The following is a 14132-nucleotide window of genomic DNA, read 5'->3' on the forward strand; positions in this document are numbered from 1 at the left end:
CTGCCGGGGCAGAGTGGCTGTGCCGCGATGGAAGTGGACGGGTCATCATCAGCAAGAGGAATCATCATCATGTCCGAGTCGAACATGTCCAAAGGTCTTGATGGTTTAAGTCGGCGTGCGATGCTGGGAACGGCACTGACGGTTGCCGGAAGTGCGACGGCCGCCATGCACGGCCCGTGGGGGATGACGTCCGTCGCGGCTGCGGCAGCCGGGCCGACAGGTTCCGGCAAACGCTATGACATGAAGAAGTCGATCAATTTGTGGGCGTTTCCGTATCCCGACAAGATGTCGCTGGAGCAATGCCTGCGGTTGGCGAAAGAAGCGGGTTTCGACGGAATCGAGCTGAATTTTGACTTGGACAGCGAACTGTCTCCGAAGTCGGGTTCGAAAGAGTTTGCGGCAATCCGGCAATTGGCCGACAAGATCGGGATCGCGATCAGTGGATTGTGCTCGTTTCTCTTCTGGCCCTATCCGCTCACCAGCCACGATCCCGCCAAACTGGCGCGAGGTCTGGAATTGGCCGGTCTGATGACTCGAGCGGCACACGACCTGGGAACGGAAAACCTGCTCGTCGTCCCGGGAGCGGTCCATATTCCCTGGCGCACAGATTATGAACCCGTCGCGAATGATCTGTGCGAGCGACGTGCGAAAGAGGCGGTGACAAAACTGTTACCCCAGGCCGAGAAGCTGAAGATCCATTTGAATATCGAGAATATTTTCTTCAACGGATTTCTGATGACGCCCATGGAAATGGCCGCCTTTGTCGACAGCTTTCACTCCGAATTCGTGCAGGTCCATTTCGACACGGGGAACATCATGCAGTATCAGTTTCCCGAACATTGGATTACGTACCTGGGATCACGAATTCGCAACGTCCACCTGAAAGAGTTCACAAAGAAGGGCACCGATTCCTCGCTGGAATCGTTTCGCCCCTTGCTCGACGGAACCACGAACTGGCCGGCGGTCCTGGATGCACTTGATGCCCACAATTATCGCCGTTATTTGACGTTCGAGTACTTCCACCCCTATCAGCATTGGCCCGAAGCGCTGATCTATCAGACCGGCGATTCGCTGGATCGGATGCTGGGACGAAAATGACACCGTCACCAAGCACCGCGGGCACTAAAAACGATCACGCTGCAGCGGTCGCGATGGCAACCTCTGCAGCGTGATGGCAAAACGTGGTGTCCCAGGTGGTGACTATTCCGCTTTTGACTTCGCGGTCGACGCTTCCAACGCCTTCTTATATTGCTTCAGCCGTTTCTTGACGCTGGGGTCCGCGGCCATTTGCGAGCCTTCGGCCAGCTCGATTACGCGTTCTTGTGTTTTCACGGCCTTGGCGAGATCTCCGTTATCAAAGTAAACCTTCGCCAGCGTGTCGGCGATCGAAGGATTCTCTTTGTCCGTCAGTTCATCCGCCTTGAGTGCCACTTTCAGTGCCAACTTGATCAGCTTGGGATCGGCTTTCGAATCTCGGTCAGGATTCACGATGATCCAGGCGATGTTGTTCAGCAACTGCCAGTCGTCCGCCTTGTCCGATTCGAGCAGAGCATTCACCGTCTCGATCGCATCGGCCGTTCGGTCTTTCGTCAGTGACAACACCTGGAATCGAATGAGCTGGAACTGAACGGCCTGTTCGGGAATCTCTTTCTCGGCCGAGCTCAGCGCCTTCAGCAACTCGTCGGGCTCGTTGTCGTTGTTAAACTCGGCATACAGCTTTTGCAGATTGGTGAAGATGGCAACCATCTTCTTCTGCAACTCTTTCGCTTCCGTAATCTTCTTCGCTTCGGCGACAAGATCCCACCTGCCTTCAACAATCTGGGAAAGTGGCTCTTCCATCTGAGCGGGATGGCCAATCCAGGCAATGACGCCTTCACCGTTGATGATGAACGCGGAAGGAATCCCTTGCAGACCTGCAGGTTCCATCCAGTTCTTGACGACCTTACCTTCCGCCGGTTCGCTGTCTTCGGGCACCTGATCAATGGCGACGCGATACTCCATTTTCGCCCCCATTTCTTCGACGAAATCAGGGACCGCTTTTCGGTCTTCTTCAAGAACCGCCACACCGATAAACACGACGTCTTCGTATTTCTTCTGAAGCTCGGTCAAGTGCGGGATTGTGGCGAGGCAGGGGCCGCACCAGGTGGCCCAAAGTTCGACAACATACGTTTTGCCTTTTTCGAACTTCTTGACTTCGTCGCCCTTGATGAACTTTTCCACTTCCAGCTTGGGCGCTTTTGATCCCAGTGTCAGTTCGTCGGCCCTGACTTCACTAGATTGGCCAAATACCAATAGCAGGGCACAGGCCGCGATGAGAGTCTTCGTCATATGTTGTGAGAACCTTGCCTTTCCGAAGAATAAACGAGCGGTTGCTGCTGGCAGAGTCTGACGCGAGCAAACCTATTGATCGAAAGGTTAGCGGGGCGTCAAAAACCGAACAAGATAAGCTTATCCGTACGAAGGTCCGCGGCCAGTCACGATTTCAGGATTCTTCAGGTTCGATCACCGTTCACAGTCTGACGAGAGGGGAGACAGGCACAATTTCCCGGATCATTGGAACCCACAGTGCATCGACCAGAGCAAGCCTTCCCTTTGCCGCAGGAAAATGAGCCAGTCCCGGACTGCGAACCGTGGCTTAGCGGCCTACTGAAGTAACAGGCACTGGCTCCGATGAGTGCCAAGGTGCCTGTCCCCCGTACTTCAACAGGCTGATAGGCTCGCCATGAAGACAATTCGCGTCGCGTCGATCGGTACATTCTGCCGCTCGCCGTCACGGCAACAACAATCGCAGCAAAACGTTGCAGAATCGGTCTTGCCTCAAAATCCAGACTCCGACTACAACCCTCGGCCGCTCGTCGTGTTTCAGATCCTCTCCCGTGCGCCGAATGGCTTCCAGGCTCGGCGTCTCGAGCGATTTGATCACGACGTTTGTTCGTATTGGTAACCTCACGTCAGCACGAGCTGGCGTCCAATCATTTTGTACGGTCATCACTTCCATCCTCCAGGACATCGCAGGCACTATGCATCGAGCATTGCTATTGTTGCCGATCCTGTTGAGCTGTTTCTTGCAGGGGTGCAACAGCCTCCAAAAGAAACATGACCATCCCGTGATGATCCAGGCACCCCAGCGGGTCGCACAACTCGATAAGGAAGACCCTGAAGACGAGGACATCGCTCAGGCGGAGGCCTATGACCCCAAGAAACACGGTGAAGGAACCGAGATCGAACAGGTCGGTTCGATGTCGCTGGCGAAAAATCCGTGGGATGAATGGAAAGACGATACGACGATCTTCAATTCGCAGGTGGCGGCCACCGTCAACGGGGCTCCCATTTTGAATGGTGATATCCTCGATCCGAATACGATGAAGCTGAAAGACATTCGCGAAAAAATGCGTGCGTCCTACAGCGACCCTGCACTGGCGAGAGCTCTACCGGTCCGAACTCCAGAAGACTATGAGAAAATTCGCTATTCGATTATCCAGCAGGAAATTCCTCGCTATGTGATGAACAAGGTTCTCGTTGAACACCTCAAAGCAGGGCTGAAGCCCGAGCAGCTCAAGCTGATGGATGGTCACATCGACGAGACCTTCGAAAAAGAGATGATCCCCAAATTAAAGAAGGAGCTCAACGTCACGAATCGGACTGAGCTGGAACTGGCGTTGAACAAGCAGGGGACGTCGCTGCAGACCGTCAAAGACAACTTTGCCCTGGGCCGCCTCGCTCAAGAATGCGTGGCCATCAAGTCCGACAAGCCAGAGCCCATCGATCGCCCCGACCTGCGTGCGTACTATCAATCGCACAAAGACAAGTTCCTGGTCGCCGCGCGTGTCAAATGGCAGCAGATCCAAGTGTCAGTCACACCAGAACTGAATAAGACGGAAGCAAGAGAGAAACTCGAACAAGCCATCGCGGAACTCAAACGCGGCGTCCCGTTCGAAAAGGTCGTGCAGAAGTACTCGGACGGCCCCTCTGTCAAAAATGGCGGCGAGTGGGACTGGATGGAAGCGGGAAATCTCGCCGACACCAAGCTCGAGAAAAAGTTGTTCGCGATGCCGCTGAACCAGTTCAGCGAAATTCATGAAGGACCGACGTCGTTCTGTATCGTCCGAATCACCGCACGCGAGCCCGACGGTCGCAAGCCGCTCGGCGAAGTCCAGGACGAGATTCGTGAAATCCTGATGAACGAACAGAACGAACGCCGCAAGAACAAGCTGTTCAAAGAGCTGTTCACGAATGTCGTCATCGAGTCTCAGTACTCGCTGCCGAACTTCATCCCCGAAGACAAACCCGGTCACAAATAGCCGACGACAAATCGCGAGTCGGCGACGCCGTTATTCAAAACGGGCGCTTTCGACGAACTTCAGAAACTCGTCACGTCGCGCCGCCAGCGTTTCGCTCGGTCCCGTCAGTTTTACGAAGTAGTTGTGATCCTGATCGATGGGGATCGCAACACCCAAAAGCTGCCAGCTCGATTTTGGGCCCCCACCACCGAACATGTCGGTATAGGTCCCATGCACTTCGATCAGCGTCGCGTTCTTGCCAGCAACGGTCAGTGGCGTTTCAGTTGGCTCTGGGTCGGCAGGCCCTCGCTGAAATTGCCCCTTCCAGCGTTCCATGTTTGCCGCTGTCCCGCCGCCTGCCGTGGACAGCGTGAGACGGCCCGGTCCCGCATCGCCGGGCAGAGCATATTCGCCAGCAATCATGTTGCTCGACAACGTTTTCTCTTCCCATCCCGCGGGAATCTCGAACTTGATCCCAGCGATCAGTTTTTCGGTCGGTTCCTGTAACACGCGTGAGCCTGCATCGGTATTGGATGCCTCATCACGCGGGGTGGCCTTATGAGTCGGGACTGCGGTGTCTTTGCTGGATTGAGCGGCATCACAACCAACAACCAGTCCCGCCAGAATACAGGCGAAGTATCGTTTACTAAGCATGGTCGTACCCGAAAAAAATTCATGATCATGGGCGAACAAATTTACGAATCGTGACCAGTCACGCATGCCGGTTCGTCAGGCGGGCCAGATCTGGCTGCCGCCATCGACTCGCAACGCCTGTCCGGTAATGAAGTCTCCCATCGGCCCGGCGAACAGCTCGACGACACGTGACACTTCGTCAACGATTCCCACTCGATCCAGCGTTCCATCGGTCACAAGACGTTCGGACGCCACCGGACGGGTGCCCAGGAAACGCCCCGTGCGGGTATCCCCCGGGGCGAGTGTATTGGCGGTGACATTGTACGGGCGAAGCTGGGCTGCCAGACATCGTGTATATTCCACAACCGCGGCTTTCGCTGTCGAGTAAATACAACTTGTGTCATTCCCCTTGAACGCCGCGATCGAGCTGATCGTGATGATTCGTCCCCAGCGTCGTTCCATCATCCCCTTGGCCACATGCTGGCATGTGAAAATCGTACTGAGCAGATTTCGATCGAGCACCGCGCGCACGTCGACTTCCTTGACCATCACGGCATCATTCGGATTGGGTTTACCACCCGCGGCGGCAATGTCACCGCCGGCGTTATGAACCAGAACCGAGATCGGCCCGAGCGCCTCGGTCACTTCACCAACGATCCGTTCGACATCGCCGTTGACCGTTAAATCTCCCAGGACTCGAAAAGTTCGCACGCCATACGTTTCGCCGATCTCGCGCGCGGTATCGGTCAGCGTCGTCCCTTCGCCATACTCGGCTGGACCATGCTCGCGCATCCCATGTACACCGATGGCACAACCCATCGATGCCAATCGTTCGGCAAACGCGCGCCCCAATCCTCGCCCGCCACCCGTCACCAGAGCGACTTTCCCTGCCAGCACATCACCCACAACGTCATTCCTCAGTTTGATTCCACGGCCCCAAGCTGCGATCGATCAATCGTCCTCGCAGGGAAATCAAAGCATCCAAGTTCCAAGCCAACTCTGCAACCATCACCGAGCTTTTCCGGACCCGTGTTCGCCTTCTCTGTGTCTTCGCGCCTCTGTGCCTCTTGTTTGTCCACTGTACCCAGTAATAGGCAACGCAAAATCGTGGGCCGAGTTGGTCGTCGAGCAGAAATCGTCGATGCGAAGTTCTCGAATTCGAGAGCAGGAAGCCCCGGGTTACCGGTGAGGGTTTGGCTTGCGACTGCCGCCTTTGCGGCCGCGTCGGCCACCGGATTTCTGCGGCGAAGATGCGTCCTCGGTGGGAACAGGTTTTCCAATCTGCTGTTTTAACTGCACGATCCGGTCGCGCAGCTTAGCGGCCCGTTCGAACTCCAATGCCTCGGCAGCGGCCAGCATCTCGGCTTCCAGCTCGCTCAAGTACTCTTGCGTGACATATTGGCTTTCGCTCTCAACACCGATCACTTTTTGGTTCAGGCGTTTGGCTTCGATTTCTTCTTCGATCCCACGGCGAATCGCTTTGCGAATCGTTTCCGGAGTGATCCCGTGCTTCTTGTTGTACTCGGCCTGGAGCACACGCCGACGAGCGGTTTCGTCGAGCGCCTGCTGCATGCTGTCTGTCACGGAATCTGCGTACAGCACAACTTCGGCGTTCACATTTCGCGCGGAACGCCCAATGGTCTGAATCAAGCTGGTCGCACTGCGCAAGAACCCTTCTTTGTCTGCATCCAGAATCGCGACGAGTGAGACTTCAGGAACGTCGATCCCCTCACGCAGCAAGTTGACGCCGACTACCGCGTCGTATTTCCCCTCACGCAGACTTCGCAAAACTTCCACACGCTCGAACGCATCCAATTCTGAGTGCAACCAGGCGCATTTGATGCCTTCTTCCGTCAAGTACTTCGTCAGGTCTTCGGATAATCGCTTCGTCAGCGTCGTGACGAGCGTCCGCTGGCCCATTGCAGTACGCGTCTTGATTTGTTCCAACAAATGGGGCACCTGGCCGCGCGCGGGATGAATGGAAATCGTCGGATCGAGCAACCCCGTAGGGCGAATCACCTGCTCAACGACTTCACCACCCGTTTGTTCAATCTCCCAATCTGCAGGCGTCGCCGAAACAAACACGGTCTGTTTCCGACGTGCGTTCCACTCTTCAAACTTCAGCGGTCGATTGTCGAGTGCCATCGGCAACCGAAAACCGTGATCGACCAGTGTCGTTTTGCGAGCCCGGTCACCGTTGTACATCGCACGAATCTGTGGGGTCGACACATGCGATTCGTCGATGAACATTAAAAAATCTTCGGGAAAGAAGTCCAGCAACGTGAATGGAGCTTCACCCGGCTTACGACCGGAAAGCGCCCGGCTGTAGTTTTCGATTCCAGGGCAGAACCCGACTTCGCGCAGCATTTCCAAATCATGCCGCGTGCGGGCATTCAACCGCTGACGTTCGAGTAATTTTCCCTCCTGCTGGAATTTCTCGAGCTGGGTATTCAGTTCGTTTTCAATCTCGGTCGTCGCGTCCGCGATTCGGTCTTCTGGCAGAACATAGTGCTTGGCAGGGTAGATGTAGATGTCGTTCAGACGTTGAGCCTCTTCACCCGTCAGTGGATTGATGATCGACAACTTTTCGACTTCATCCCCCCAAAGCTCGATCCGATACGCGAACTCTTCGTAGGCCGGCCAGACCTCCACCACGTCACCACGCACTCGAAAATTGCTGCGGGCCGGGGCGACATCATTTCGCGAATACTGAATATCACACAGTTTTCGCAACAGTTCGTCACGATCAATGGTTCCACCAACGGAAAGCGGAACCATCATCTCGAGATAGTCCTTGGGCGAACCCAGGCCATAGATGCAGCTCACGCTGGCGACGACGATCACATCACGGCGGCTGACGAGTGCACTGGTCGCGAGCAATCGCAGGCGGTCGATTTCTTCATTGATCGAGGCGTCCTTCTCGATGTAGATGTCGCGCTGCGGAATGTACGCCTCGGGCTGGTAGTAATCGTAGTAGCTGACGAAGTACGCCACGGCGTTGTTCGGAAAGAATTCGCGAAATTCGCCGTAAAGCTGTGCGGCAAGTGTCTTGTTGTGTGACAGAATTAGCGTCGGGCGCTGCATCTGCTGGATCACGTTCGCCATCGTGAACGTCTTGCCCGAACCGGTCACCCCCAGCAACACCTGATCACGTTTGCCTTCACGAAGGCCCCGTACCAGCGACTCGATCGCTTTGGGCTGGTCACCTGCAGGTTGAAAAGGGCTGGCGATCTGAAATTCAGGCATAGGACCCAACTCGTTTGAGATTTCCGGAGATCCAGGAATCTTATCGAGTCTGGTCGTCGAGCAAAGCCCCGATCACAAAGAGAGTGAACAACTTCACTGTACAAACCGAAGGATGTCACGTGCTTGCAAAGGCACAAAGTCGCCCAATCGGCGGTGCGAAAGGGCGACTTTGCGGCATCATCATTGAGAATCTGTTCGACCCACCTTGGTCGCGGATACCATCAACTATCGAGCAGAGCGGGCGGCCGTTTTTGAGCGGCTTCGTCCCGTGGCGGCTTTGCGACTGACCGTCTTGGCGCGGGCATTGCGCGCTGTTCCCGACTTGGCAGCGTCGAGATGCTTTGGTCGCTTGGGCTCAGACTTCGTTTGAATTGATGGCATTTCAATCCGTCGCAGCACGGCCATCAATCGCAAGACGTCGGCACGCGTCACGACGCCAACCAATCGGCCGGCCTGGACAACGGGCATCCGGTTGCACTGGCTGTCGCGGAATGCACGCGCCACCCCGGCGGCGTCGGATGAAGACCGGCAAACCGGAACCGAGGTCGACATCAACTGCTCGACGCAAGCCCCTTTGGACTCACCGCTCAGTTGTGCCTTCAGCAATTCGTAATCCGGAAGAACACCCAACAAGAAGCCTGATTCGTCAACGACGTACAGCTCGGGTGTTTCGTGTTCGTAAAACGCTTCGAGCGCTTCATCGGTCGTGCATTCGGGACCTACGGTGACGGGCATTTCGCACATCAGATCGGCGACGGTCATCCTCATCGTGCCACTCCATCTGGAAAGTGAGTCAATTGAACGGCGACGAAGGGAATCGTCGCACTCGGTTCATTCCAGAACATAGGTTGCGTTTCGGCATCATGAGGCGAAAACTCAACGCGAAATTAAAAGTCTTTGCAGCCGGCAAACTCACCGTAGCGGTTATGCACGCGATACGCGTCGTCACGACGATGCCTTGAATGCGGGGTGGCCCTGTGGGATCATCCCGCCGAACCCGCATCACATTCGAGGAATCTTATGTCTCGCACGGATGAACTCTACACGGCATTGACTTCATTGTTACGCGAAGCGGCGTTGCTCAACTCGTGTTGCAGCGTGCTTGGCTGGGACGAACAGACCTACATGCCCGAGAAGGGGGTCGGGTTCCGTGCCGAGCAAACGGCGTTGCTCGCGGGTCTGGCGCATGAACGAAGTACCTCGCCCCGAATTGGAGAACTGCTTTCCGAGCTGGAAAAGCAGGGGGACCTGGGACCTGCCGACAGCGACCGCGCCGCCAATGTCCGAGAAGCACGACGGGCCTATGACCGTCAGACGAAATTGCCCCGACGGCTAGTGGAAGAATTGTCACGAACCACCACGATGTCGCAGCAAGCCTGGGCAGAAGCTCGAGAAGATTCCGATTTTGCCGCGTTCTTGCCGTGGCTGGAAAAAATGATCGGTCTGAAGCGCGAAGAAGCTCAGGCGGTCGGCTATGGCGCGGGCATCCCATACGATGCACTTTTGGACGACTATGAACCGGGAATGACCGCTGCTGAGATTCAGCAAACGTTTTCTCCCTTGCGCGACGAACTGGTCAAACTGGTCTCCCAGATCCAGGCGTCGCCGCGCCGACCGCGAGTCGATGTATTGACCCGTCACTACCCCAAGACACCCCAAATCGTCCTGGCGGAAAGCGCCTCGAAAGCGATTGGATTTGATTTTGACGCAGGCCGGATTGACGAATCCGCTCACCCGTTTTGCAGCGGATTTGGACCGGGCGATTGCCGCTTGACCACCCGTTACAACGATCACCATTTTAATTCTGCCTTTTTCGGCGTCTTGCACGAATCAGGTCATGGGATTTACGACCAGGGACTGCCGGGTGAGAGCTTCGGTTTGGGCGTCGGTCAGGCCACTTCGTTGGGAATTCACGAATCGCAGTCGCGACTGTGGGAGAACTTTGTCGGACGCAGTCGTTCATTCTGGAATTACTTTTATCCGACCGCTCAATCTGCATTCCCGAAGGCACTGGGTGATGTCACGGGCGACGAGTTCCATTTTGCAATCAACGATGTGCGACCATCGCTCATTCGCGTCGAGGCGGACGAAGTCACCTACAACTTGCACATCATGCTGCGGTTCGAAATCGAGCAGCAGCTCGTTTCGGGCGACTTGAAGCCGACGGATGTGCCCGAGGTCTGGAACGAAAAAATGAGCAGTTACTTCGGGCTGTCGATTCCCAACGACGCCAATGGCTGTTTGCAGGACATTCACTGGAGTGCGGGACTACTGGGTTACTTCCCAACGTACACCCTGGGAAATCTGTATGCCGCTCAGATCTTTGGCGCAGCCCGGCGCGATTTGGGTGACCTCGACGAACAGTTCACGCGTGGCATCTTCAAGCCGTTGAAAGAATGGCTCAACGAGAAAATTCACAAACATGGACGGCGTTATTCGGCACGACGCCTGGTGGAATTGGTGACAGGTGAAACCTTGTCGCATGAGGCGTTGATGACGCATCTGCGAACGAAGTACTCCGAACTCTATCAGCTCTGATATAATCACATCCGCAGACGTGTGGCCGCGACAAGACCGCGCGGCCACACGCAGGACGAGTGATCACGGTCACATGTTTGTATCAGGTTGTCGGCCGGTTGATCATTCGACGAAATCCTCTGTCGATCGCTTTCGGAGAATGGCAATTCTATGTCTGACAAGCTTAAATCTGCCTCGCGTCAAAAGGGATTTCCCGTCGCGTTTTTGATTGTCTGCGCCTTGGCAGTCGCCTTCGCATTGGCGATCCGATCCGGGATTCAACCAGCACCCTCGGCGGCCATCGGCACATCGTTTCCCACGATCGAGGCGGTCGGATGGATCAATGGCCCCGCCCCCGATGAAAGCCATCTGCAAGGTCGAGTTCTCGTGGTGGACGCCTGGGCCTATTGGTGCGGCCCCTGTCGCGCCTTGACGCCGACACTCGTCAAGCTGCACGAAAAATATAAAGACCGCGGCGTTCAGTTCATCGGACTGACGTCGGAAGGTTCCGATTCCGAATCGTTGGGACAAACGACCAAAGCCGTCGAGGAAGAGGGCATGACATGGCCAAACGGCTACGGCGCCGACAAAACTCTGACCCAACTGCAAGTTGAGGGAATCCCTCAGCTTTGGGTCGTCGACGCTCAAAAGAAAATCACCTTCCACCAGGCTGGCTGGAGCCCCAGTTCTGCGGCAGGGCTCGAACAGGCGATCGTCGACGCGCTGGCGACGGTTTCAACCCCCGCAGCAACGGCCGAACCGAAAAAACAGGATCAGTGATTCGTCACGGCCACGAACGGGACGATGTCCACCGCCGCTCGGCAGAGCGTCCGAATGGTCCTCCAAGTACACAACCGATGGCGTGAAAAAAGCTCGTCGAGATGATCTCGACGAGCTTTTGTATTGTCGCGACCTGACGTTCTTACAGAACCTTGGTCAAGCCGGGCACGGCGATCGGATAGACGCCGTTGGCGTCGGCCTTCACCGGGGGCTCAGCGTCCCACGCGTACGTTTTGGGAGACAAGCTCACGTTCGAATTGAAGGCCTCGTCCCACGTGATTTCTTTTCCGGAATACACGCACAAACGACCCAGAATGGACGTCATCGTGCTCTTCGCGCCGTTGTCGGCTTCGTTGAATTCTTCGCCTTTGCGGATGGCGGCCTGCATGTTGTCGTGTTCAACCTGGTACGGGTCTTTGCTCTTTTCGGGATACTTCCAGTTGATCCCTTTGCCGGAAATCGAACCTTCAGGGTTCGCGGATCCCCTGGTTCCATCAACCGATTCCGAGACCGAGCTCCAGCAGCCACGGATGTGGCGACACTGGCTGTACATGCGGGCACCGTCGGCATACTCATACTCGACATAGAAGTGGTCGTAGATTTCACCGTACTTCTTGTCGGTGCGAACCTGTCGACCGCCCATTCCGTTCGCCTTGACGGGATAATCGGCCAGCTTGTCCTTGCCGCCCTTGATCCAGTTGCAGACGTCCAGGTTGTGGATGTGTTGTTCGCAAATGTGATCGCCGCTCAACCAGTTGTAGTAGTACCAGTTCAGGATCTGGTACTCCATTTCCGACTTACATTGCTCGCGGGTCTTACGTGGATCCCAGACACCGGCACCGTTCCAGTAGGCGCGCAGAGCGATGATATCACCGATGGCGCCATCCTTGATGCGTTTGATCGTTTCCAGATAGCCGGCGTGGTGATGTCGTTGCAGTCCAACACCGACTTTCAGCTTCTTTTCCTTGGCGATCTTGTTCGCTTCAATGACCTGTCGGACGCCGGGGGCATCGACGGCGACCGGCTTCTCCATGAAGACATGCTTGCCGGCCTTGACCGCATATTCGAAGTGAATCGGCCGAAACCCGGGAGGTGTCGCCAGAATCACCAGATCGACGCCGCTATCGATGACTTTCTGATAGGCGTCCAGTCCATCAAAAATCTTATCAGGGGCCACTTGGACTCGCTCGCCCTTGGCACCCAATCCCGATTTCACGGCATCGACCACGTTTCTGGCATTCTCGGGAAATGCGTCACCGACCGCGGTCAATTTGACGTTCCCGTTGGTGGAAAGAGCCTGACCAGCTGCCCCCGTTCCACGTCCACCGCAACCGACCAGTCCGACCTTGATCGTGTCGTCGCCGCTGGCAAACAAGCTGCTGCTGAATCCAGCTGGAACGACCAGAGCCGCACCGGCACCGGCCAAGGCCGATGTCCGCAAAAACTCGCGGCGCGAGGTCGATGTGTGAGGCTGATTGGACGGGTTCATACTCAACTCCTTAGTGGGCGGGCACGGGCGCACAAACAATGTTGAATCGACAAACAAGATCCGTGTAGCGTGAGCGAAGTGAAACAATCACTCGATGGTCACGCGAGGTTTAACGCCTTTCGGAACGACGGCGTCCAATCGCAGATTCTTCCGTTCCTCTGCGGTGGGTTCATTGAGCGGACGAACGACGCGGAAACCAACCCACAGGGCATCGGTCATGTACCACGCGCTCTTGGGATTCTGAGGATCTTGCTGCTTCCATTCCGCATCCGACGCCATGCGAGCGGCGCTGCGGGCGGCTTCGGGACCACGATCCCAGGCACCACCGCGTGCCACGCGAGGATACTCGTCGTCGGCCAGACAGAGTGGGAATTTGACCGCCTGATTTGGATTGAACTTGCTGTAGAAATCGGCTTCGTATCGATCCTGCGTCCATTCTGCGACGTTGCCGTGCATGTCGTAAAGGCCCCATGGATTCGGCTTCTTCTTGCCAACCTTGTGGTACTTAGGGCTTCCCTTTTCAGCACTGTTTCCTTCGATCCAGGCATACTCGCCAAGCTGGGCCGCATCGTCGCCGAAGGAATAGGCCGTCGTCGTCCCCGCGCGGCAGGCATACTCCCACTCGGCTTCGGTTGGCAACCGATAGTAATGCCCTGTTTTGGCCGACAACCATTCGCAGTAGGTTTTCGCCGCATGCTGCGTCATACAGATCGCGGGATATCCGCCGTCCTTACCCATATCGAAGGACATATCCGTATAGGGATTGGTCGGCTTCGTAATCGCATCGGCCGCCTGTTCCAGTGGACCCGTTTCAGCCCCACCGAACGAACGCAGTGCTTTTTCCAGACGGATCGACCAGAGCTCAAACTCGTCCCAGGTGACTTCCGTTTTTCCCATCCAGAAAGGCTCGAGCTTGACCTTGTGCTGCGGACCTTCGTCGGCGTTGCGTCCGGCTTCCGAATCGGGACTTCCCATAAGGAATTCGCCCCCCGGAATCGGTACCATCGTAAACTCGATTTCCGTGTTGCGGATCTTTTGAATGTACGGCTTCATCGCCGCTTCAGTCTTGGCATTGCTCGGATCATCCTGAGCGACAGCCATGAGCGGCAGAGCAAGAGCGGTGACCAGCAAACTGAAAAATCGCCTGCCAGCCGGGGCAGCGAATATTTTTGTCGATTGGCAGGACA

Annotated in this window: 11 protein-coding genes; 4 read left to right on the forward strand and 7 right to left on the reverse strand. The window is 56.0% G+C overall.

Annotation, left to right across the window (positions count from 1 at the left end):
* Positions 1–183 precede the first annotated feature (183 nt).
* A complete protein-coding gene (locus OSO_RS0129080) occupies positions 184–1098 on the forward strand; it encodes a sugar phosphate isomerase/epimerase family protein (protein WP_390511470.1) in 915 nt (304 codons plus the stop codon).
* A 102-nt stretch (positions 1099–1200) separates the two neighbouring features.
* Here the strand turns inward: OSO_RS0129080 and OSO_RS48760 are convergent, their stop codons facing one another.
* The gene (locus tag OSO_RS48760; protein ID WP_010586488.1) at positions 1201–2328 is read right to left on the reverse strand and encodes a TlpA family protein disulfide reductase; all 1128 of its coding nucleotides are present in this window, start codon (positions 2326–2328) and stop codon (positions 1201–1203) included.
* Positions 2329–3020: 692 nt separating this feature from the next.
* On the opposite strand from OSO_RS48760, the gene OSO_RS0129095 reads away from it, so the two are divergent.
* Positions 3021–4301, forward strand: a complete 1281-nt coding sequence (locus OSO_RS0129095; protein WP_010586490.1) for a peptidylprolyl isomerase — start codon at positions 3021–3023, stop codon at positions 4299–4301.
* 30 nt (positions 4302–4331) lie between these two features.
* On the opposite strand, the gene OSO_RS0129100 is transcribed toward OSO_RS0129095, so the two are convergent.
* The 4 genes from OSO_RS0129100 to OSO_RS48765 form a co-directional block, all read right to left on the reverse strand.
* Positions 4332–4934, reverse strand: a complete 603-nt coding sequence (locus OSO_RS0129100) for a hypothetical protein (protein ID WP_040592690.1) — start codon at positions 4932–4934, stop codon at positions 4332–4334.
* A 75-nt stretch (positions 4935–5009) separates the two neighbouring features.
* Complete coding sequence (locus OSO_RS0129105) at positions 5010–5819, reverse strand: SDR family NAD(P)-dependent oxidoreductase (RefSeq protein ID WP_010586492.1); 810 nt, start codon at positions 5817–5819, stop codon at positions 5010–5012.
* Positions 5820–6092: 273 nt separating this feature from the next.
* Positions 6093–8159, reverse strand: coding sequence for an excinuclease ABC subunit UvrB (uvrB, locus tag OSO_RS0129110; protein ID WP_010586493.1), 2067 nt, complete (start codon positions 8157–8159; stop codon positions 6093–6095).
* A 225-nt stretch (positions 8160–8384) separates the two neighbouring features.
* On the reverse strand, positions 8385–8927 hold the full coding sequence (locus tag OSO_RS48765; protein WP_010586494.1) for a CBS domain-containing protein: 543 nt from the start codon (positions 8925–8927) through the stop codon (positions 8385–8387).
* A gap of 252 nt (positions 8928–9179) precedes the next feature.
* On the opposite strand from OSO_RS48765, the gene OSO_RS0129125 reads away from it, so the two are divergent.
* Positions 9180–10697 (forward strand): carboxypeptidase M32, encoded by a 1518-nt coding sequence (locus OSO_RS0129125; protein WP_010586495.1) that lies wholly within the window; start codon positions 9180–9182, stop codon positions 10695–10697.
* 150 nt (positions 10698–10847) lie between these two features.
* The gene (locus OSO_RS45635) at positions 10848–11456 is read left to right on the forward strand and encodes a TlpA family protein disulfide reductase (protein WP_010586496.1); all 609 of its coding nucleotides are present in this window, start codon (positions 10848–10850) and stop codon (positions 11454–11456) included.
* Between the two features lie 142 nt (positions 11457–11598).
* Here the strand turns inward: OSO_RS45635 and OSO_RS0129135 are convergent, their stop codons facing one another.
* Together OSO_RS0129135 and OSO_RS0129140 are read right to left on the reverse strand one after the other, a co-directional pair.
* Entirely contained in the window at positions 11599–12945 is a 1347-nt protein-coding gene (locus OSO_RS0129135; protein WP_010586497.1) for a Gfo/Idh/MocA family protein, read from the reverse strand.
* An 87-nt stretch (positions 12946–13032) separates the two neighbouring features.
* Positions 13033–14076, reverse strand: coding sequence for a formylglycine-generating enzyme family protein (locus OSO_RS0129140; protein ID WP_010586498.1), 1044 nt, complete (start codon positions 14074–14076; stop codon positions 13033–13035).
* Between the last annotated feature and the right edge of the window lie 56 nt (positions 14077–14132).

Source organism: Schlesneria paludicola DSM 18645, assembly GCF_000255655.1.
Classification (GTDB): domain Bacteria; phylum Planctomycetota; class Planctomycetia; order Planctomycetales; family Planctomycetaceae; genus Schlesneria; species Schlesneria paludicola.